General features: G+C 67.5%; 5 protein-coding genes. 4 read left to right on the forward strand and 1 reads right to left on the reverse strand.

Going from position 1 to position 23,887, the window contains the following annotated elements:
• Nucleotides 1-68: 68 nt before the first annotated feature.
• Complete coding sequence (locus AWX74_RS15315) at nt 69-10,142, forward strand: Tc toxin subunit A-related protein (RefSeq protein WP_091277160.1); 10,074 nt, start codon at nt 69-71, stop codon at nt 10,140-10,142.
• A complete protein-coding gene (locus tag AWX74_RS15320) occupies nt 10,142-10,558 on the forward strand; it encodes a nucleotidyltransferase domain-containing protein (protein WP_091277161.1) in 417 nt (138 codons plus the stop codon). Before AWX74_RS15315 ends, AWX74_RS15320 begins: the two co-directional genes overlap by 1 nt.
• Nucleotides 10,559-11,761: 1,203 nt before the next feature.
• On the opposite strand, the gene AWX74_RS15330 is transcribed toward AWX74_RS15320, so the two are convergent.
• On the reverse strand, nt 11,762-19,966 hold the full coding sequence (locus AWX74_RS15330; RefSeq protein ID WP_091277164.1) for a SpvB/TcaC N-terminal domain-containing protein: 8,205 nt from the start codon (nt 19,964-19,966) through the stop codon (nt 11,762-11,764).
• A 425-nt stretch (nt 19,967-20,391) separates the two neighbouring features.
• Between AWX74_RS15330 and AWX74_RS42290 the strand changes: the two genes are divergently transcribed.
• Both AWX74_RS42290 and AWX74_RS15340 read left to right on the forward strand, forming a co-directional pair.
• Nucleotides 20,392-20,583, forward strand: a complete 192-nt coding sequence (locus AWX74_RS42290) for a GNAT family N-acetyltransferase (protein WP_341271975.1) — start codon at nt 20,392-20,394, stop codon at nt 20,581-20,583.
• A 628-nt stretch (nt 20,584-21,211) separates the two neighbouring features.
• Entirely contained in the window at nt 21,212-23,734 is a 2,523-nt protein-coding gene (locus tag AWX74_RS15340) for a hypothetical protein (RefSeq protein WP_131799467.1), read from the forward strand.
• Nucleotides 23,735-23,887 lie beyond the last annotated feature (153 nt).

The following is a 23,887-nucleotide window of genomic DNA, read 5'->3' on the forward strand; positions in this document are numbered from 1 at the left end:
CGGCGGGAAATCGAGCCAGAGCTGACAGTACCGACCAGAGCGGCAGAGCGGGGTCCGCGGTGGCACGAGTGAGGACCGGCGAGTTCGAGATCTGGTTCGACGGCGACGGGGCGAACAGGCCATCAGGCGACGTCGTGTCCACTCAGCCGCCTATCAGGGTGGCGGTCCGGCCGCCCGACGACAGCCTGGTGGTCTCGATCGAGTTCCGCCGGGGAGGTGGAGTCTGGCAGCGACGCATGCTCGATCCGGCTGGCGACGTCGGTGGAACCAGGTACTTCGAGGGTGCGTTTCCCGAGCTGCGTCCGGGTGAAGAGGTCGCGTATTACGTGACCATCAGGTCGGGGGGTACCCGGCTGGTGCCGGAGCGGCGGGTCGGCGAACTTGAACGGTTTCGGGTCGTCGATGCCGGCACCCGCGCGGCGATTCCCGCCGTGTCGCCGTCGCCACGGTCGACGCTGCGCCTCGGCCCGCCGGTACCGATGGCGGCAGGCGCCGGACGGGGTGCGTTGGCGCCGGTGGGGCCGGTCGAACCTGCCAGGCCGCCGGGACCCACAGACGGGCCGGTGAATCCGCCGAATCCTGCGAGTCCAGTGCCGGCGGCGGCCGGAGCGGGGATGCCAATCGAGGTCACCACCGGTTCCGCTCCCGACGCACCAGCCCTCCACGCGGCGCTGCGCAAGCTGCGAGTGCCTGCCGGTCCCGAGGCGATCCGCACGTTCCAGGAGCGGGCCGGGCTGGCGGCCACTGGCCACGTCGACGACGCGACGGCGACGGCGATGAACCAGGAGCTTGCCCACCGCTTCTTCGCCGACAGCAAGACCCGTCTGGCCAAGGTGCAACGGCTGCTCGTGCGCACCGGCGCGCAGATCGACCCGGCCGAGCTGAAGGCCCGCACGCTGGGACCGACCACCGAGGCGGCCTTGGGCGGTCGGCCGCTGTCGGCCGAGGTCGTCGGCGAACTGGAGGCCTCGGCGCTGCGCGCCCGCCTCGCCTCGAAGAACCAGGTCGGCCAGATCCAGCGGTCGCTGCGGCGGGCCGCCGCCATCGCCAAGCTGGGGGTGACGATCGACCCCGCCGAGCTGGCCAGCAAGACCCTCGGGCCGACCTCCGTCGCGGCGATCACGGCGTTCCAGGCCCGCTACCAGCTGCCGGTCACCGGCGAGCTCGACCCGTTGACGATGCGACGCATCGAGACGGTCGCCACCAGCCGGAACAGCAACGACGTCGCGGCATTGGCGGCGACCGACGAGACGGCGCTCACTCCGGTGATGCGCAACCTGCGGCTCAACGCCACCAACAAGCATGTGGCCTCCGTTCAGCAGGCGCTTGCCTACCTCGGCCAGACGATCGACGTCAAGGAGTTCAAGGCGTCGAAGTTCGGTGCGTCGACGCGCCAGGCCGTGATCGCCTTCCAGCGGGCCGAGGGGCTCACCCCCAACGGGCACGTCGACGGCCAGACGCGCAAGCTGCTCAACACCAAGATCCTGGCGGCCAATCCGTCGGAGGCGGCGAGCTACGGCTACCGCATCCGTGGCTCGGTGCGCGATGCCACCACGGCGGGAAGGGTCGGTGTGCGCGTCCAGGTGTGGGAGAAGGTGCTGCGCGGCGGCGGCACGCTGCTCGCCGAGCGCCCGACGCGGGCCGGCGGATTCTTCGACATCCCCTACCTGCCACCCAAGGACGCGAGCAGCGGCCGGATCAAGACGCCGTACCACCTTGCCGTGAAGGTGCTTGACGGCGGCGGTGCGCCGGTGTCGACGAAAGTGGTGTTCAACCCGACGTCGATCGCGTGGGTGAACTTCATCGACGGCGACCAGCCCTACCGCGGCACCAGCGAGCTCGATCAGCGTATGCGCCAGGTAGCGCCGTCGCTGGCCGGCGTCGCCCTCACCGATCTCGCCGAGACCGCCGAGCAGCAGGACGTCACCCACGTCTCGGTGAACTCATGGCTGGCCAAGGACGACGTGATGCGCCTCGCCCTGGCCGCCCGGGTGACCGCCGAGCTCGCCGACCCGGCGCTGCCGCTGGGAGTGGCCTACGCGTTCATCCGCCAGAACCTGCCGGCGTCGCTGCCCGGCGACCTGCTCGCGTCGACGGCGCAGTGGACTCTGATCGACCAGCTCGTCGAGCAGACGACCGCCGGCATCGTGTTCCTGGATCCCGACCTCGCCGCCGCGGCGTTCGACAACGCGACGGCCGGCAACCTCATCCCGGCCAGCCTGTCGGCCCAGCGCGCCGCGGTCCTCGCCGCCCTGGCCGCCAAGCGGGAGACGTTCACGCTGACCAAGCCGATCCTCGTCGGCAACGGCACGATCCAGGCCCTGCTTGATGCCTCGGCGGTCGGCGCTGCCCACTACCCAGCAGTCGCCGCCGCCTTCCTCACGCACCGCAGCTTCGGCGCCGACTTCTGGGCCGACGCCCGTGGCCGGCCCGACGACTTCGGTGGCCCGGCCGCGCTCGACGACTTGGAGGAGACCGTCCGGATCGGAGAGATTACCAAGAACTTCGCCCCGACGGCGACACAGCTGAAGGCGCTGATCGGCAATCCGGCGCGCCCCGACCTGACCAACGCTCGCGACTTCGCCAAGCTCGACCACGACGGCTGGGTCGCGCTGCTGACGACCAACGGCAACCGGGTGCCGCCCGGCACCGACGGCGCCGGCGCCGACGCGCAGAAGGCCACGTATGCGGCGACCCTGAAGTCCCAGGCCGAGCGGCTGTACCCGACAGTCGCCTTCGTCGCCGAGGCGGCGCGCGGCACCAACCACCAGCTCACCCATCTCGACGCCGTCGCCACGCTGGCTGACGACAGCCCCGACCTCGACCTGCGATACACCAACATCGACGCCCTCGTCACCCGGTCCAACGCCACGGTCGCCCCCGAGGCGCTGGCCGAGGCCAAGGCGCTGCAGCGGATCAGCCGCATCAGTGCCGACGCCGAGCAGGGCCGGTTGCTGCTCGACCAGGGCATCCACAGTGCCCACCAGGTGATCGGGCTCGGGCGCGACCAGCTCGTCACCCGCCTCGGCGCGGCCGGGGTCAGCGAGCAGGCGGCGCTCACCGTATGGGGGACGGCTCAGTTCCGCTACGCCCAGGCGATCGCCCGCCTTGTCGACTACCGCAGCGAGCTGAATCAGGCCAACCCGAAAGCGATCGTGTCGTACACCTACACCGCCGACGAGCTGAATATGCTTTCGGGTGGCGTACCCAACCTGGAGACCCTGTTCGGGCCAGCGGACGTATGCGCCTGCTCGGAGTGCGAGTCGGTGCTCGGCGCACCCGCCTATCTCGCCGACCTGCTGCGGTTCCTCGCCGCGATGCCGTCGGAGACCACGGGCGTGAGCGTGAAGGACGTGCTGTTCCAGCGCCGCCCCGACCTCGGCGACCTCCTCCTCGGTTGCGCCAACACCAACACCGCGATGCCCTACATCGACATCATCAATGAGCTGCTCGAAGCGCTGGTCGCGCCGACCGATCCCCCGGTGACGTTCCAGACCACGCGCCCGGCCGCCGAACTGCGGGCCCAACCCGAGAACGTCCGCACGGCGGCCTACGACACGCTACGCACCGCCGACTTCCCGATCCGCTCGTCGTTCGACCTGTGGCAGGTGGAGGCGCGCACGTTCCTCGATCATCTCGGCGTCCCCCGCGAGTACCTGATGGAACTGCTGCAGAGCGGGTCGCCGGTGCCGACGGCGGTGAGCATCGCCGGCGAGCACTTCGGCCTGTCAAGCCACGAGACCACATTGGTGGTCACCGCCGCCGCCGACGACGCCCGCCAGACGACGCTGTGGGGGTTCGACGGCGCCACGGTTCCGTCGTCGCTGACCGTCACCGAGTTCCTGGCGCGCAGCGGGCTGACGTACAACGAGCTGCTGGAGCTGGCCCTCGTCGCATGGGTCAGCCCGTCAGGTGACCCCCAGCGCCTCGTGGTGCAGCGCCCGGTCGACACGGCCGCGCTGAGCGCCCAACACGTCGCCAACCTCACGGCGGCCAACGCCGACCGCGCCCACCGCTTCCTGCGGCTCTGGCGGCACACGCCGTGGAAGATGGGGGAGCTCGACCGGCTGATCCGCTCGCCCCAGGTCGGCGACGGCATGCTCGATGCCGCCGCGCTGACCCGCCTGCGCCGCGCCCACGAGCTGCAGATCACGCTGGGCATCGGTACCGAGGCTCTGCTGACCACGCTAGGCGACATCGCCACAACCCCGCAGCGAGTCCCGACCGACCCGTCGGCGACCGTGCCGTCGACCTACGACACCCTGTTCCAGAACCGCCTCGTGACCAACCCGGTCAACGCGGCCTTCGCCCTCCCGCTGGCCGGCGGCGGACACCTTCACCTTGCGGACCACCGCCCGGCACTGGCCGCCGCCATCGCGGTCACCGACGCCGAACTGCAGCTGCTGCTGGCCCGCACCGACGGCGATCTCACGGTGGCCAACCTCGCCCGCCTCGTCGGCCTGGCGACGCTGGCTCGTGGGCTGCACCTGCGCGTTGCCGACCTGCTCACGCTGGTCGACCTGGCCGGTATCCCCGACCCGGTGGCCTCGCTCGACTCGATCGCCGCGACCGCGACGGCCGCCGCCGACGTCTCGGCCGGCCGGCTGTCGATCGGCGAACTCCACTACGTGCTCACGCTCGACCCCGATTCGCCCTACGGCCTGCGCAACGACGTCATCGTGCAGGGACTGGAGGCGATCCGCCAGAGCCAGCGCAGCAACCCATCGGCCACCCCCGACGGCCAGGCCATCGCCTCGATCTCGTCCACGTTCGGGCTCACCGACGAGCAGTCGGCGACGCTGGCGAACACGCTGAAGGTGGGCGGCGCAACGCTGCTGGCGCTGCTGACGGCGGCGCAGCTGACGGCGCAGGCTTCCGACGGCACATTCGCCAACGTGCTCGACGAGACCACGTTCTCCGACCAGTTCACCGCCTACCGGCTGCTGCACAAGGTGGCCATGGTGGTCAGCCGCCACCGCCTGACCGACGCCGCCGAGCTGGCCTGGCTGCTCGCCCACGCCGGCGACGTGGGCGCCCTCGCCCTCGGCGACCTCCCGGTGACGGCCGCCCCCGGCGCGTCGCTGTTCGCCCATTGGGTCGCCCTGCGCCAGCTCACCGACTTCCGCGACGCCCACATGGCACCCGACGGCGCCAGCCTGCTGGCCGTGCTCGACGGGGCGCGCGCCCATGGCGCCACGGCGCAAGATATCCACGCCGCGCTGTCGGCCCTGACCAGCTGGACCACCGTCGACCTCGGTGCTGTGCACACCGGGCTCGGGTTGCAGCCAACCGACTACCTGGCACCGGCCACGCTCAGGCGGCTGGGCGACGTGTTCGCGATGCTCCACCGCCTCGGCGTCGACGCCAGCCAGGCGATCGACTGGGCCGACCGCGACCACGACGCTAGCCAGTTCGCCACGGCGCAGCAGTGCCGCCAGGCAGCCAAGGCCCGCTACGACGACGGCGCCTGGGCGACGATCGTCACCCCGCTGTCGGACTCGCTGCGCGAGGCGAAGCGCAACGCCTTGCTCGCCCACCTCGTCGAGCAGTCGCAGCGCACCGAGCCGGCGACGATCACGGTCCACGCCAAACAGTGGCCCAACCCCAAGCGCTGGGCCGACGCCGATGGCCTGCTGGCGTGGCTGCTGATCGACGTCGAGATGGGCGCCTGCCAGCTGACCTCGCGGATCAAGCAGGCGATCAGCGCCGTGCAGCTGTTCGTCCAGGGCTGCTTCCTCAACCTGGAGCAGGCGTTCGTCCAGGTGTCGCGCGAGTCGCTCACTGACACGCACTCGTCGGACAACTGGCGGCAGTGGAAGTGGATGAAGAGCTACCGGGTGTGGGAGGCCAACCGCAAGGTGTTCCTCTACCCGGAGAACTGGCTGGAGCCCGACCTGCGCGACGACCGCTCGCCGTTCTACGACGACCTCGTCAGTGAGCTGATGCAGAGCGACCTCACCGACGACCTCGCCGAGACGGCGTTCGTCCATTACCTCGAGAAGGTCCATGAGGTCTCCCGGCTCGACATCACCGGGATCTACTACGAGGTTGACGACGACGACCCGACCGGCAACCTCGGCCCGAACATCAACCGGCTGCACGTCGTCGGGCGCACGCGCACCCATCCCGCCGTGTACTTCTACCGCTGCCACGACCTCACCACGGGCGAGTGGACGCCGTGGAAGCAGATCGACGTCGACATCAACGGCGACCAAGTCGTGCCGGTGGTCTACAACCGCCAGCTCCACCTGTTCTGGCTGGTCATCAACGAGAAGCCCCAGAAGGTACGCAAGCAGCCGGCGGCCACAACCTCGGACAAGCCGACCACCACGCCGGATCCGGCCAACCAGCTGGAGCTCCAGCTGGCGTGGAGCCTGCAGACCCACGACGGCGGCTGGACGGCCAAACGGATGTCGCGCCAGAAGATCGTCCACCCGTGGCAGCGGCCGCACTCGGCCTACAACCTCAAGCCCCGCTACAAGCCGCGGGAGAACCTGCTGTGGATCGACCTGTACCTGTCGACCACCGCCGAGTTCAACAACACCACGTTCTACGACCATTACGCGGCCGCGCCGACCTACGTCACAGCGACCCGCTTCAACGAGGCGATTCGCCCGTGGCACTCGTCGTCGTTCGTGTTCGACGGCGGCGTCGTCGACATCAAGATGAAGGGCCTCGCCGGTCAATACCGCTTGAAGAACGCGTTGGGGGTGATGTCGGACACGCCGTCGGCGACCGACTCCTACACCTACGCCAACAACGCCTTCGGCGCCGACGGGGCGGCGATCAAACGGCTCAGCGGCCCCTACGAGATCGCTCCCCGCCTCGCACTTCCGACGGGCATGCACTTCGAGAACGCCAAACTGCACAGCAACCGCTCGAACGGCTCCAGCCTGCAAGTGTTGGAGGGCGCGCAGAGCACGGCGCTGCTCACCGGGGCCCAGGCGCCGTTCGAGCTGGTCGTGTCGCAGCACGCCATCCAGTTCGACGAGGCGGTGTCGTTCCCGGCACCGATGATCTACCAGGACACGCAGCGGTCGTTCTTCATCAAGCCCGAGTGGCAGCAGGTGATCGCCGGCTACAACAAAGCGCTGAAGCTGCTGCGCTACACGTTCTCGCCGATGCACCACCCGTACACCGCGCTGTTCCTGCGGGAGCTGAAGCGCGGCGGATTGGAGGGGCTGCTCAACCGCAAGGTACAGCTCAACCCGCAGACGTTCTACCCGGGCAATAGCTTCAGCTTCGCCCAATACGGCCCGACCGCCTCGTCCGCCGCCGCCGGCAGCGCGGCCCGCGACATCGTCGACTTCGACCGTCAGGGCGCGTACAGCATCTACAACTGGGAGACGTTCTTCCACGCCCCGCTGGCGATCGCCACAAAGCTGAGCCAGAACCAGCGCTTCGAGGAGGCGATGCGCTGGTTCCACTTCATCTTCGACCCGACCAACACCGACGCGCTGCCGTCGCCGCAGCGGTTCTGGGTGACCAAGCCCTTCTACGAGCAGAACGCCGACTACTACCGCAAGCAGCGCATCGAGCAGCTGCTCGACCACATCGTCGACAACACCGACCAGCTCAACGCGTGGAAGAACAACCCGTTCAACCCGCACCTCATCGCCCGCTTCCGGCCCGTCGCCTACCAGAAGAACGTCGTGATGCGCTACATCGACAACCTGATCGCCTGGGGTGACAGCTTGTTCCGCCGGGACACGATCGAGTCGATCAACGAGGCGACGACGCTCTACCTGCTGGCCCGCGAGCTGCTCGGGCCGCGCCCGGTGCAGGTGCCCAACATCGCCCGCGCCGACAAGTCCTACAACGACCTCACCGCCGACGCCGCCCTCGACCCCTTCGGTAACGCCAAGGTTGAGGTGCTGGCCGAGAACCTCGCCGCTTCGCCGGTGCAGGTGGTGGCCACCAGGGATGGCGCCGAGCCGCTGCCGGTACTGGAGATCAGCTACTTCGGCATCCCGGTCAACGACCAGCTCCTCGGCTACTGGGACACCCTCGCCGGCCGCCTGTCCAAGGTGCGCCACTGCATGAACCTGGCCGGCGTGGTGCGGCAGCAGCCGCCGTTCGAGCCGCCGATCGACCCCGCGCTGCTGGTGAAGGCCGCCGCCGCCGGCATCGACATCGACAGCGTGCTGGCGGGAGGCGGCCCCGGCGCCAGTCAGTACCGGTGCATGCCGCTGCTGCAGAAGGCGCTCGACTTCACGGCCGACGTGCGCACCTTCGGCGACAAGATCCTCGCCGCGCTGCAGAACCTCGACAACGAGCAGTTGTCGTTGCTGCGCTCGACGCAGGAGGTGGCGATGCTTGACGCGGTGACGGCGCTGAAGAAGGACGCCGTCGCCCTCGCGGCCGCCGACACGGCGGCGCTGGAGCAGAGCCAGGCGATCGCCCAGGGCAAGCTCGACTACTATGCGTCGCGCGAGTTCATGAACGGTTTCGAGATCGCTGCCCTGTCGCTCAACGGTGTGTCGGCGCTGGCCCAGACGGCGATCGCCCTCGGCTACTCGCTGGCGGGCGGGCTGGCGTTGATCCCGCGGTTCACCATCGGGGCGTCGGGCTTCGGCGGCTCGCCGGTCGCCAAGGCCGACATCCCCGACGGGATCAAGTTCTCCAAGGCGGCCGAGTGCGCGGTGTCGACGCTCGGCGCGATCGCCTCGGCCGCCGACAAGTGGGCCGGCATGGCCTCGACCACCGGTAGCTACCAGCGCCGGGCCGACGACTGGAAGTTCAACGCCGACCAGGCGACCATCGAGCTGGCCCAGATCGCCAAGCAGCTCGACGGCTCGGCCATCCGCGGGGCCGTGGCCCAGACCGAGCTGGAGAACCACCAGCTGTCGATCGAGCAGTCGACCGCGGTCAACGAATACCTGCAGAGCAAGTACACCAACGACCAGCTCTACGACTGGATGATCAAGCAACTGTCGACCGTCTACTTCCAGGCCTACCAACTGGCGTTCGACATGGCCAGGCGGGCCGAGGCGGCGATGAGCTACGAGCTGGGAGCGTCGGCGATGCCCAAGGGCGGTTTCGTCCAGTTTGGGTATTGGGACGGGTTGAAGAAGGGTCTGCTGGCCGGGGAGCGGTTGGCCAACGACCTGCGACGGCTGGAGGCCGCGTGGTACGAGCAGAACACCCGGCGGCTGGAGCTGACCAAGCACATCTCACTCGCCCAGATCGACCCGCTGGCGCTGGTGCGCCTGAAGACCGCGGGGGCGTGCGACATCACGCTGCCGGAGTGGCTGTACGACTCGGACCACCCGGGCCACTACCAGCGGCGGATCAAGACGGTGTCGCTGACCGTGCCTTGCATCGTCGGCCCGTACACGTCGGTGAACGCGACGCTGTCGCTGACGAACCACGGCACGCGGGTGACCGAGGACGTATCCACCGGCTACGGCGACCCGCTCAACCCCGATGGCGAACGCTTCGCCAAGGTCGACGTGCCGGTGCAGGCGATCGTCACCAGCACCGCTCAGAACGACAGCGGTCTCTTCGAGCTGCGCTTCGACGACGAGCGGCTGCTGCCGTTCGAAGGCGCTGGCGCGGTCAGTACGTGGCACCTCGCCCTACCGCCGGAGGACAACACGTTCGACCTCGCCACAATCTCCGACGTCGTGCTCAGCGTCCGCTACACGGCGCTCGCCGGATCGACGGCGTTGGCCACCACCGCCCGCACCAACCGCGCCGCGGTCGTGCCCGTCAACGGCGTGCGGCTGATCGTGCTCGACCAGGAGCTGCCCCGCGAGTGGCAGCGGTTCCTCTCGCCGGGCACCGACACGGATCAGGTGCTGACTTTCACGCTGGACCGGCGCTACCTGCCGTTCGTGTTCCGCTCGGCCACGAACCTGCGCCTGACCCGGCTCGACCTGATCGTCGAGAGCGAGGTTACCGGCCCCTTCGAGGTGCAGCTGATGGTGCCCGGCGGCGCCGGCGCCTCGACCGAGACACTGGCCCCGGACTTGGCGATGCGCGGCGCCCACCATCTGGTGAAGACAGCGTTCAACCCGCCGACCAGCCCGCTCGGGACGTGGACTATGAAGATCCGCCGCTCCGGTGCCCCCGACTTCCGTTCGCTTTCACCCGACGACCTGCGCGAGGCCTACCTCGTGGTCGGCTTCACCTCGTCGTGATGGCCGGTTCCATCAACCCGGCTGTCGACACGGCCCTGGGCGCCATCACCGACACGGTCGTCGAGTGTTGCGATCCCGACGCCGTGGTGCTGTTCGGGTCGTGGGCGAAGGGGACGGCCGACGTCCACAGCGACATCGACCTGCTGGTGGTCGGCCCGTTCCGCGCCTCGCCGTGGCTGCGCGACCGCGAGCTGCGCGACGCACTGCGCTGCTTCGCCGTGCGCTTCGACCTCCACCTGGTGACGCCCGCCGAGCTGGCCGCCGGCCCGGCCCACGGCTACCTCGACACGCTGCGCACCTCGTGCCGTGTGCTCTACGCCCGCCCCGGCTTCGACCCCGGCGCCCTCGGCCTGCCCGAAATCCGCTTGACGGACCCGTCGGAACGGCCTAACGTTGCTATCGTCGAAGGTACTTAAGGTTGAAGTATTGCCTGCTGAATTGTCCACAGAAGGAAAAGCATCAGCGTAAAAAGACCATCGGCTCATCGTGGAGATTCCCCCGTTGCAACGCATCGGGGGCTTCTTCATTTTTGGGGCTTCGCGTGCCGCCGGGGTGGACGCGGCTGTAGGTGCCACAAGTGAGGGTGAGGAACATTGACGCACCGGAACCTGCGCCCGAACGTGAGCCGGGCCTCCATGGTGCTGGGGAACTTCTCCCCGAACGCCGCCACGAACCCGGCCGGGGAGTACCGCATGACCTGCAGCGCGGAGTCGATGTCAACGGACGACAGCGTAACCGTCGCGCGACGGGCTGATCTGGAACAGCCGCTCCACCTTGAGCGCACCCTCCGTGCCCTGGGGCTGAGGTCCGCGAAGCCCTCCCACGTGCGCACGGGAACGACACCGAGCGATGCGTTCGCACTGCGCTGCGTGAAGAAGGCGGCGACCGCGTCCTTTGCCGACGGGCGACCGCGACGGCATTGCTGCGGACGAGGTCGGCGGTGATCCTTGCGGGGAACCGGGTCGCGACCTGCGCCGCGAGTCCGGATGTGTACTGCTCGACGGTGAGCCCCTCGGGCACGTCGTCGCCGACGACGTCGCGCCACGCCGCCGCGCGGTAGAAGCTATGGTCGGCGAGCTCGGCGGCGTCGCCCAGCCCGGTCCGCTCGACAAACCGGCGGACCACGGGCGCGTTCTGCCGCGTGAGCGCGCCCAGCACGGCGTCGGTCTGCAGCGCGTCGATGGTGCGCTCGTCGAACCTGCGGTCGGCGAGCGAGGACTACAGCGCGTCAGGGTCGCTGTTCGTCAACCGGTACGCTCCGTTCGTCGATCACCCGCCCGTTAATGGAGCCGGCCACGCTCGCCACCCTTTTCATTGCGGTATCTTCCCGTCAATTGCGATGCGCGTTGAAGTCATCGACTTTACGAGAGCGGTGCGGCCCTGGAGCGCACCTCGCCCGGCAGGATGGAGAAGAGTCCTCCAAGCCGATGAGGAACTTCGGGCGATCACAGCCCACTCCTCTCCTTCGCCCCTTACTCGCCCGTCAAGCCTCGGCACATGGACACGTCGCGCCGGAGGGCAAATTATGGCCCGCAATATGTCTCTCTTGCGTCAATCTCCTACTCGGACCCAAGCCGCCCACGTGCTGGCACAAACTCGACCAGATTCAAGCGGTGCCGTCATTGTTGCTGTGGCCCCCAGTTCTTTGTGAAGTTCTTACATCCTTCGTTACAGATGATGCTGTTTCCACCTTTCCCGCGACTGATGGCCCACTCGGTGACCGTCGCGTTTTTCTCTTTCCGAAAGATCTCGAGCTGTTGTTCGGCGTGGATTCCAGAACCGGGAGTCCTGGCATCGAGCGGCTTGTATCCCAGACTGACCGCCTTTTCTCTTTGTTCTGGCCGCCATCCAGCACCCTCGTTGGGGACAGCCACCTTAAGTTTGCTTCCGTCTGGCATTTTCAGTTCTGCAGTTAGTAGGGTCTGCCCGCCTCTGTACTGGTCCACTCCATGTATCGTGCCGGCGTCAGCTTTCAGCTGCTTCTCTTCTGGCTTCGGTGCCTGGCCACTTTTCGGCTCGCCTTTTGGCGAACCATTCCCGGCTGCTACGATGGCCATCGCCAGCGGACCTGGCGCCGGAGTTGTCAACGCCCCTGGCGCCGTCCGCACGAGGTATCCCGTGCTCGTCGCCACGGCCGGCGGGCTAGGAGGACGAGTAATCCGATTGGACTGGAAGGATCCGACGGCGCCCACGATCATCGTGGCGTTAGTTGATGCGTACTTCATCATCTTGTAGGTCCGTTGCATCGACTCCGGAAGATCATCGCCCTCCGGTGCTCCTGGAACGAACGCGCTAATGAGGCCGAGCGTTCCAGCCATGATCTTGGATGCGTACGGATCGTTTACGATGTCGTCACGCATCTTCTGCACAGCCTCGAATTTTTGCCAGCCGAAGGTACTCTGTGCCCACTCATAGCCAGCGGCTTGGTAGGGACCTAGCTCTCGGTCGGTCTCGTAGCCTACGATGGCGTGGAGAGTTCCGAAGACGTTGCCGGAGAACACTCTGGCCCTCGGAGCGACCTCCTCCTTGGTAAACGCTACCGGCTCCCATTCCCACGGTTTCCAAGTGAACTCCCAGTCCGCCCCCTGGATATCGGTTCTATTTAGCGGGTTGCCATTGCAGTAGCTGAATAGATTGGGCTCATCCTTCACCCCGATCGGATCACAGCTCATCCACCTGCCCAACCATGGCGAGTAGAACCGCGCCCCATGGTAAGAGAACCCGCTCTCCGTATCCCGCTCCCTCCCGGTGTAGCGATACCGCTTTCCCGTCTCTATCGAACTGCGCACTCCCTCATAGGTCGAACTGCCGTAAGGCGAATACTCCTCGCACGAGATGATCTGCGCCCGCTCGTCCAGCTCCAGGGTGGCCGACCCGAGGTGGTTGCCGAACTGGTAGCGGATCAGCTGTCGGGGGGCCTGATCACCGCCCGCCGTGTCGAGCACACGCGTTTCAATCAGCGCGATGCGCTGCTTGTCGGCCATCAGATGCAGTGTCTCGCGCTCCAGCGTGACGGTGTTGGCACCGATGGGACCGCCATGCCTGCGGAAGACCTCGAAGCCGCCGAGATAGATGCGCTCCTCGGTGAGGCTCGGTGCCTTCTCCCACACCTTGCGCACGCGCTGGCCTGAGGCATCGTAGACATAGAAGGCCGCGCCACCGCCGCCCTTGTCGACCTGGCGAAGCTGGTCCTTGTAGTCCCAGTGCATGTTCGGCCCGGCACCGCCGCCGCCCAGGTGGGGCATGCGCAGCATGTTGCCGTGGGTGTCGTGCAGGTAGGTCGCGGGTATGGTCGCAGGGCCACTGCCTACGTGCGTGCTGGTCAGCTGGTTGTTCTGCTTACCCGGTTCGGTCAGGCTGGTTTCCGCGTAAGTGTAGGCGCGTGTCCAGCCCGGGTGCGCCGGGTCGCTGCCCCGGTGCTGCATCTGGAGGAAATTGCCGACGGCGTCATAAACATAGCGCTCGGTGTAGGTGCCCATGGCATTGCCGTCGCCGGGGTGAAGCAGACCGACCCGGCTGGCGTCGTCGGGCGAGTGCGGGATCGGCGCCCCGCCGGCTTGGCCCAAATGCTCGCGACTGTCGGCCTGGATCAGCCGATAGAGCGCGTCGTAGATGTAGTCGTTGCTCGGCTCGACGCGCTGATTTCGGAAGTAGACAGTCTGCTGCGCGTCGTCGCGGATGTGGGTGATGTTGCCGGCGGGGTCGTAGGTGTAGTGCAGGTTCTGCAAGCCGCAGCTCTTGCCTGCGGGTGGCTGTGCGGGCGCGGCGACGGCGACGGGGGGCGGGTTCGGGTTCTGGCAGTCGTCGGTGAAGGCCACGCCCTGGGCCGTCGCGGGGTCCACGCCCCGGCGGGTGTACAGGTGCGTCAGGCGGAAGGTCTCGCGGTCGTAGGCGTAGGTGGTGCGGATGACCGTCGCGTCCCGCGTCCTGTAGTCGATGAGGGTGCGCTGGCCCTTGGCGTCGTAGTCGATATCGGCCACGCCGACCGGTGACGGCGCGTCGACGGCCGGGTCGAGCAGGCTAGTCGGCTCGGCGGCGCGCTCCAGCCAGACGTCCACCCGCTCCAGCAGGTTGGCCTCGTTGAAGACAGGCTGGATGACGTTGAACTTGTCGGGGTGCCCCGGTCGGTTCAGGCTGCTGTGCGGGGCGATGGACTGGATGGGGCGGTTGAGCGCGTCGTAGCGCGTGCCGCCCTCGAACGTTTCGGCCTCGAGTTGGGGGTTGCGCAGCCAGTCCGGGATGGCGGCGTAGTCGCTGACCAGTTGCCGCGTGCTGCGCAGCAGGTTGCCCTTGAAATCGTAGGCCTCGGTCGGGTTGCGGCCGGCGTCGAGCCGTGCGTTGGTGGCGATACCCGCGGAATCGGAGTGCCGGAGGATGCGGGTGCGCAGGTTGAGGCGCTGCGCCTCGGCTTCCTGGGCCGGCGTGGCGTTGAGGGGCGGCTCGCCGTATTCGATCCTGTCGACCAGGATGTCGCGGTTCAGCGTGCGCGGGTCGGAATTGGGTTTGAGCGGATCGGCGTCGCTGAAGGTACCTCGCACCGTCTGCTCGACCGGTCGGCGCAGCGCATCGTACGTCGTCGTGAATTCGTGGCCGCGGCTGTCCCAGGCGCGGATGGGCTTGCCGGCCGCGTCGTTGACCATCCAGCGTGCGCCGGCCTCCATGCTGTGCTGGTGGATGCGGTTGCCGAGCATGTCATAGGCGTAGCGCATGACGACGCGGCCGAGCGGGTCGCCGGCCTGCTGGATGGCGTCGCGCACGGAGCGCTGGTTGCCTTCGATGTCCAGTTCGACGCGGGATGCGAGGCTCTCTTCAGTGCCGTCAAGATCGTGTTCAGCGCAGACGACGCGGTTGCGCGCGACGGTTAGGAAGGGGCGGCCCAAGGCGTCGACATGCGCGGTGGCGGGCGTGTCGGCATGGGCCGCGGCACGCTCGGCGGCGTTGCGCTCGTCGGTACCCAGAGCGTTGCCGATGCGCCGGGCGTGCCAGGTCAGCCACGCCGCCGGCTGGGCCTTGAAGTACTCCTCGACGTAGCCGCCGATGTCGGGGTCGGTACGTGGGTCGCCGGTCTGCGCGTCGCGCGCGGCGCAGGTGTCGTTGACGTCGTACGTCGTCTGCTGCCAGGGGTCGAACACCACCTTTTCGTAGGTGTCGTTCGGGTGCAGCGTGGCGACGACGCGTTCAGCCGGGTCGTAGAACAGCACCGGGCTAACGCCGATGCGTGCATCCAGCTCGAAGCGGTGGCTGTCGGTGAAGAAAGGCTCGTACTGGCGGACCGGCTTGCCCTTGTTGTTGAAGACGGTCCAGCCGCTACCCACCCAGCGTGGACTCACGTCATTCGATGTCATCACGGGCTGGCCGTCGACACCGATGATGATCTTGCCGGTCGCGTCGCGCCGCGGCACCGGACCGGGCTCGGCCTGGATCTTCTTCTGGATCTCGCGGCCGAAGCCGTCGGAGTAGCTGAAGCTGAGCTGGATCTTCAGGCCCTGCGGCGGTAGCGGAGCGTTGACGTGGGTTTCGCGGGCGAGCGTGGCGGCGTACGCGGGCTGCCACCGCTCCGGGGCACTGGGATTCGCCTGCCGCGTGCGCTGGAAGCGGTCGAGGTTGTAGACGATGCGCGTTGTGGCGCCCTGGAGCAGCACTTCCGCCGTTGCGTGTGGATCGGCGGCGTCGACGAAGCCGTCGAGCTGGGCCTGCGTGAGATCGGGGACGAAGCCGGCGAGCGAGTCGCCTTCCGTCGGCGCGGGCAGCGGCTTGCCCAGCACGGCGGTGCCGGCCACCATGCCGAGCGTGTCGAAGGCGACTTCGGTCCGGTTGCGGTTCGGGTCGCTGACCAGGCGCGGCTGCAGCACGCGGTAGTCGTTGGCGTCCACGGTGACGCGGTTGTTCAGCGCGTCGCGGGTTTCGACCATCAGCAGGTCGTGAGCATCGAAGTCGACGAGCGCGTCCTGGCCGAACGGGTCGCGATAGCGGCGCGGAAGGTAGAAGTGCCGCCGCGCTCGCGCCAATTCAGCGAGCACGTCGTCGGCCGAGCTCGGGCTGAAGAACGACTGCCCGGAGGCCAGCCACCAGTGATCGTCGGCGTCGTCGCCGGGGAAGCGTCCGTCGGCCTTGAGCTCCTGGCTTTGCAGATAACCGCCCCGGTTGCCGGCTTGGCCGCCGAGCACGGCGGCAGGATCGGGCAGCAGCGGCTCGGGGCCCTGACCCTCGCGCGGACGCTGAAAGACCTGGGCGAGCAGACCGGGCGTGAAAGCGAGCCTGTAGCTCTCCCCAGGCAGGGCGAGCGATTGCAGTCCCCCGAGCGGCAGCAAGCCGGTCAGGTCGTCGCGACGGTAGAGCGTGCGCAGTACCTCGATGGGGCGACGCCGTTGGCTGCCGGCGGCAGCGGACTCATACGGGACTTCCGGAGCGGCGAACGTGTGGCGCAGGCGGCCTGGCGCCGCGGGGTCGGGTTCGACAAGGTCCGAGGTCTGGTAGCGGCCGGCCGGCCCGGTGGCCAGGTAGCCGGTCAGTTCGAAGGTAGCCGCCTCGCAGGGGAGCGGATTGCGGTGCGCGTCCGGCGAGTCGATGGCGTTGGTGACGCGGTTTTCGGTGTACGTGAGCAGTGGGGTGGTCTGCCGATCACGATCCCATTGCGCTGGCAACGGCGAGGCACGGCGGCCGTAGCCGACGGCGGCCTGTTTCAGGACGTTGCCGACGTCATCTACTTCCAGCGTCAGCGTGTGCTGGATACGTGGATCGGCAGGGTCGCGCTCGTAGTGGTAGCTGAGCGCCTCGCGCGCATGGGTGAGGAACACGGCGTGGCGATTGGAACCCCGTGCCTGCAGCGTACGGATGGTGAAATTCTGCTCGGTGACGGAGTAGGGCCTGCGGGCGCGCTCGATCTGCGCCGGCGTGGCGCCGGGATGGTCGGCGTCATCGGCATAGATCTCCTGGCGCAACATCGAGCCCCGGAGCGCACGGCAGGCTTCGCGCTCTTCGTCGAGCGTGAGCCCTTCGGGAAGCTCGGTGTCCGGCAAGAGCATTGCCCGTGCCTGCGCGTCGGTGGCGCCGGGTTCGCGGAAGTACTCGCCCTGGTCGGTGGCCGTCAGCAGGCCGGCGAAGTAGTCGGAGACATGCTGGCGGCCGAGGTAGAGCCCGGTGTGAAACCAGGTCTTGGTGTGGACCGGCGGGACGTGCGAGGCGGCGTCGACATTGTCGGCCGGCACTGCTCCGTCGGCCAGGGCCGCGAACTGCTCCGTGTCCCACTGCTCGACCAAGCCGAAGCCGCGGAACTCGCGCTCGTCGCCGTCGAAATAGCCGTGGTGGTAAGCAAGGCGGGTGACGAAGCGGTTGCGGCTGATGTGGTCGTACGTTTCGACACGCTCGACCACATGCACCGGGAACGGCAGCCGCGTGATCCAGGGCCGGCCGTCGCGGCTGTCCTGCAGGTAGAACTTGGTTGATGGCGCGTAGTCGACCCGGGTTTCGGCGCCCAGGTTGTTGACGGTCCTGACCAGCAGATGCGGCTTGCGACCGCCCATCAGGTTCACGTAGCGCATCGCCCGCCGCCCGTCGCCGGGCAACGGCGACGACCAGACCAGGCAGGCGGTGCCGTCGCCGAGCAGGTCGATGGGCACGATGCTCAGCAGGTCGTCGACGCGCGGGAACACCTTGAGTAGCTGAGGCTGGCTCCAGCCGTTGCCCGACTGGTTGAAGTACAGACGGACGCCGCTGCGGTGCAGGTAGATGAGGTCGGTGGTGCCACTGCCGTCGATGTCGGCCAGGCGGATGCGCTTGTGGTCGAACTGGTCCGGGTGGTCAAACCACGGTGCGTCGTCCATCGTCACCTTCGTGCCGAAGCGGCCATAGCCCAGGTTGGGCCAGTAGCAGATGTCGCCGTTGCGGATGCGGACGATGTCGGTGAGGCCGTCGCCCGACAGATCGGCCAGGTAGATGCACTGGGTGCCGTCGGCGAAGACGACGCGCGGGCCTTTCTCCTCGTCGAGCGCCTGAGCGACGCGGTGGGCCGGGCCGAAGCCTTCCTCGGCCAGCGAGGCATGCCAGACCAAGGCGTCGTCCTCGGTGATGAGCACGTCCGCATGGCCGTCGCCGTCGAGATCGACAAACTTGAGGTTGGGGTCCCGCAGGTCGCGATCCAGGCGCGAGCTGAAGGGGCGGAAGGGCTGCCAGCCCGTGGCCTCATCGTGTTCATACAGGCCAGGCGTCGGCCCTTCCATGACGACGACGTCAGGTTGGCCGTCGCCGGCCAGATCCATGAACTCGGCGCCGGCATTCAACGACACATTGGGCTTGAGCGCGACCGCTTCGAGCGGGGCGAAGCGGGCCTTGACGACCTCGCTGCCGTCAGTCTGCGGCTGCGGAATCGGGCTCCAGTTGCGCTTGTAGAACCAGGCGCCGGCCTGCTCGGTGAGGATACCGGGGACGCCTTCGCCGTGCAGGTCGGTCCAGCGGTAGGTGCTGCGGTCGAGGCCGACGGGCATGTTCGCCAGGCTCGCCGGGTCGACCTCCTCGACAACCTCCTGTACGCGGGGCTCGGTATATTCGAATTCGACCGGCGGCATGCTGCTGCGTGTGGTCGAACCGCCGTCCTGCTGCCACCCCGTCTGCACGACCTGCCTCAGGAAGCTGTAGACGGGTCGGGTAGCGAGACCGGGCTCGATCTCGTCGTCGTAGGTGAATTCGGTGCTGCAAACCACGCCCCGGTAGCCGGGCTGCGCCGGCCGGTCCGGGCCCGCCGGCTGATCGGGGATGTGGTGCAGCATCAGCACCCGCTCACAGCGGCGGCAGGTGCGCACCTCGAAACCCGAGCGGTAGCTGGAGAAAGCATCGGGGCGGTAGAGCCAGGACTTCTCCGGCTGGCCCGTCGGGTTGCCCTCGTCCAGCTCTCCGTAATCGAAGCGCACTTCGAAGAACCAGTCGGCATCGGTGTCCGACGGCGGATCAGGCAGGTCACTCAGGTATCGGGGGCGCCGGCCCTGGGCATCCAACAAGGGCTTGAGGTTTCCGTACAGCACCCGCTGCAGATAGCGCTGCGCGGTGCGGCGCGCATCGGCCGCAAGGCCCCGGTTGCGCTGGTGGACCTGCCTGAACGGATCGGGCTGGCCCGGCCTGGGCTGGTAGGTGCCGTCCTCGTTCTTGTACAGGTAGCGAATACCGTTGCCCTGGCCGTCGCGCGATTCGCAGATCAGCCATGAGAAGATGCGGTCGGCGTCGAGCGGGTCGGCGACGCGCGAATTCGCGTCATAACCATAGAGGGTGAGGATGTTGTCCTTGGAGATCGAGCGCCAATGGACGTCACCGGGCGAGCCGATCCTGCTCCAGCGCTCAATACGGGCAAAGAGCCCTTCGATCCGAGGACGGTAGCGGTCGATGACGAACCCGGGCGCGGTCGTGTCGTCACGGAAGCGCGTACCGTCGGCCCGGAGGACCGGCACCAGATCTTCCGCCCCGGACAGGACGAAGACGTCGGAATCCACTGCGTCGAGATACTGCGGCAGGCCTTTGTCGGTCTTGCGTGCGATCGACGGCAGCGACAGGCTCCACCCGAATCCGAACGGTCCGTTGCCGGCACCGGAGTCGTAGGACAGGGAGAGCTGCGGCCCGAAGCCGGAACGCCCCGGGCTGGTAGCGATGGGTACCGACACCGAGCCGGTGCCGGTGACCGGGTTGGCGGCGAACTTCTCGCCGATGCCGCGGATGGCGCCGCCGCCCTTGGGCAAGGTCAGAGAGGGCGTAGAAACCGCAAACGAAGCCTCGCCACTTACAGCCTCGGGTTGCCCGTCACGTTGAGCGCCGCGCAGGTTGGCCGGACCGAGAGCCATGGCGAGGTTTCTCCCGTCAGACGGCTTGGACCGCGCTACTCGAGGACATCCTGCCCTGACCGGGAACATCCGGAGACTGTTCCGCCGCACCCTCGAAGGAAAAGTGTAGCCGTCGTTCGCGTTCGGCGGCGGGATTTCCGTCACGGCAGGCTGACAGGCCGCCCTGGCCGCTGGGCGCCCGGCGGCCCGTGTCACCACCCAAATGCGACAGGCCGCGACACAATATCGCCCAGCCAGCGCCCATCTACCGGACTGGCAGAAGGCAGACCTGTTGATATAGATGCGAAGTCCCACGAATTCCTTGGCGGACTCCAGTAAATCGGGTACTTCGAGCAGGTGGACGACGAGCTGTTCTACGGCTTCGGTCTGCGACCGGACCGGACCTGACCGGGCGCGGGCTGGGCGAGCGGTTCGTTCGTGACGGGCTGTCGTTCGCCCGCAAGCACTATCCGCGCACGCGCGTCGTCCTCGACGTCGCCGCGTTCAACCGTCGGGCCCTCGCCGTCTACACTCGCGTCAGCTTCATCGAGACCGGCCGCCGCACCGAGAGGTTCGAGGGCTATGGCGATGTCGAGTTCGTCGAGATGGAACTCCTCGACACGGAGATGTCAGGCTGACGCCGTACCGACCCGCAACCGCTCCCAGATCGTGCGCCCGCTGTTCCCGGTCGGCCAACTTCACTGGCACGAGCTCCCAAGGGGCCTGGTTCGATGGCAACGGACCGACTTCGATGGCGACGGACACACCCATAGATGTCACGCTCCGTCAGGGTCGCCCGCGGAGTCGGTGTAGGCCGTCATGATCTCGATCGCGACCGGCAGGAAGTCTGCCGGGCCGCCGCTGACTTCGGACACGGGCGTCTCCCTCTGCGCGAGCGGTACCTTGGTCAAGACATCAGTTGCAAAGCCTACGTAACTGCAAGGTCTGTTCAACTGTGGGCTCGGGGTCGACTCGCCGGTTCGCCGGCCGGCGAACCGGAAGGGTCGCGATCTTCAGATGTCGCCGACGTTTGATGACCGAGGGTCCTGGCCAGGCTGTCGGGCGCCGGAGGGGCGCCGGATCAGTCCGGTCCCCGTCTAGTCAGGTGTTGACGATCAGCCAGCTACCTGCGGCACGGGCGGCCACCGCGTTGCGGGGCCTGCGAGGGCTGCGGGCTGACGAAGCTACGGCGTTGGTCCAGAGGCCGCGGACGTAGCGTCGATCTGGAGGTGCTGTTCTGTCGGATCGTTGTGATTCATTGAGTCGGTGATCTCACCCGCGCCGTTCTCCTATACCTCGGTGAGGCTGACCCTTCGTCCCTCCCGGGTGATCATCGTGATCGATGGAGGTGAGCACTGGGGCTACTGGGCTCGCCGTGCGCTCTACCGTGCGAGCCGCATCTGGGGCGGTGGCGGCTTCGTGGTCGTGCCGCACCGTGACGGCAAGGTCAGTCCGATCCTTTTGGCCGCGTGCCAGGCATACGATCCGGACTTCGTCGTGACCTACAGCCCTACGGTCGAGGACTGCGAGCACTTCACCCCCGGCTGGTTCCAAGTAGCCGCCGAAGGTGGCGCACTCCTGAAGGCCGAGGAACGGGACCGCGCCTTCGAGGCCGCACGGACTACCGAGATCGACTCGGTTTCCGACGAGGCCGCCCGCGACGAAATCGCGAAGGTCTGTTCTGTCTACAGGATCGGTGGCGACGACGTCACGTCGGTCGGTGAGGAGGTCATGTCGATCGGCGACGGAGCCGCAGGCCATTTTGTGGACATCGGGGACGTTCCTGGTACCTGGTCCGGCGCCGTGTTGGGCTGCCCTTCGGGGTGGGGTGGAATGGTCGGGGCCGCGGTCGCTCTACATGCCGGTGTCGCCGAGCCTCCGTCGCGGGACGCGGTGGAGCCGGACCTCACCGACGAGACGCTGGACCGGCTGATTGACCGGCTGCTCGGCAGCGGTCTCGCCGCTGCCGGAGCACCTGACGAGTTGGTTTGGTACCCGGGAGCCGCGGGCGGTATCGATACGCGAACCGCGACGAGCGCCCGCGAGCGCACGATGAGTCACATCGAGCCGATCTTGACGGGGACCGGCTACGGGCGTTCCGGACTACTCGTGCTGGGTAACACGGCGGAAGACTTCGCGCTTGCGGGCCTGTGGCAACAGACGTTCGGCGTGGCGTGTTGGCTGCCGTCGGCCCTGGGTGTCGACCGTGCCGAGTTGCCGTGGACGCTGGGGTACGGCGTCGCCCACTTGGCCCGAAGCCTGCGCCGGTCCCCAGCGGGGCTAACGATCACCTCAATATCACAATCATCCGACAACCTTGCTGTGATCCGCGAGCGTTTGATGGCGGCGAATCCGGTTGTCTCGGTGTCCTGGGCAGGCGAAGAGATCGCCGGTGATGACGACCGAAAAGCGAGGCCAAGGCGTGCACCGCTGCGAGCGGACCCACTGAAGATCGTTCCGGCGTCCGAACTGTGCTGGCAGCAGCCCACATCGGTCGCGCTCGCGATACGCGATCAGTGGGACAGCGCCGTGACCGTTCCGGTGACCGTTGACCGGACCGGCACGACGGTCATGGCCGCGCCGCTTCCCGCGCCCGTACTGACCGGCGCTGAGTTGAGCACGGTCCCGGATCTGAACTGGCATGTCGATGTCCGCTGGTCAGCAGGACGAGCAGTTCGTCGACGTGGCGTCGCCGGCCACGAACTCCTAGCAGAGCCGACCCCCTTTCCGTCGGTGTCGGTGCGAAGCAGCCGCGACGGGGTTTCCTACCAGGCAGAACGGGTCGATCTTGTGGTGGCGGGGATACGGCCGGAGAACAGGCTCGCCAGGCCCGCACTCCGCGATCTGAGCCTTGAGAGCTGGATCGCCGCCAAGTGCAGACAGCAGGGGATCGTCGCGCAGCCCAGCGGCGCCGGACGCCGGACGGCACTCCTGGCCTCGATGCTCGGCGGACGCAAGGAGTACGTCGAGCTGTTCGGTGGGGCTCTCCTGCCCGCGCTGCGAGAGATGTCCCCGAAGAGTGCGCGCAGCGATGAGGCATATCCGGACCAAGAGGGCGTGGCGTTGTCGCGCGCGGAAGGCGTCCTGACCTTCACTGGTATATGCAGCCGGGTGCCTGCCGTGCCCGCAGAGGGTGTACGTGAACGCCTCGATGCGGCTCTACGCTCAGGGGTGCTTCGACGAGGTTTGGTGCTTGATTGCATCTCCTGCGGGCGTAAACAGTTCCAGACAGTCGACAGAATCGGTCAGCGGTGGACCTGTTTGCGCTGCGATGCGGGGAACGACTTGGATGCGCCCGCGTGGCGGGCACCGCTCGCCGAGCCGAAGTGGTTCTACGATCTACACCCGGCCGGTCGCGAGGTGTTGCGCGAGAACGGGGATACGGTGGCATTGCTGTCGGCATACCTGCGCCATCAAGTGGAAACGGGTGCCAGATTCTTCGACGATGTTGAGGAAGTTGAGCTTAAATCTACAGATGGCCCCGAGGTGGAACTTGACCTGGTTGCGTACTCGAATGACGTCCTCACTATAGCGGAATGTAAGAGTTCTGCCGACAAGATGGTCGGAAAGGTGGGGAGGCGTGAGGTGGCGAAGAAATGTCATGCTGCGGCGAGGCTGCGGGCGGATCGGCTGGTGTTTGCCACTGAAAAACCGGCATGGGGCGAAGAAACTGGGCGTCTTGTGGTAAACGTCGTGACGGGATTTCCGGGTTGGGCGCCGCTTCGCCGACCCCGGCTGGCCATGGTGTCGGGACTCGGAACCGATGCGGTGCAAGAACTAGAACTCTGACACCCTACCCGCCAAGAAGGACGTCCGAGCAAGTCCGGCCGCATGGCCGAGACGGCCGATGCCTCTGATTGAACTGCTCGGATTGGGACCGGGCTTTGGCGTCGCGCTCCACGAATGCAACCAGCCACAGCCCTCCGCTCTTTCGCGGCACCC

This window comes from Parafrankia irregularis (genome assembly GCF_001536285.1).
Lineage (GTDB): Bacteria > Actinomycetota > Actinomycetes > Frankiales > Frankiaceae > Parafrankia > Parafrankia irregularis.

Excerpts from the sequence above, each read along its gene's own strand:
- AWX74_RS15330 (WP_091277164.1), bottom strand. The coding sequence starts at position 19,966 with ATGGCTCTCGGTCCGGCCAACCTGCGCGGCGCTCAACGTGACGGGCAA.
- AWX74_RS15320 (WP_091277161.1), top strand. The coding sequence starts at position 10,142 with ATGGCCGGTTCCATCAACCCGGCTGTCGACACGGCCCTGGGCGCCATC.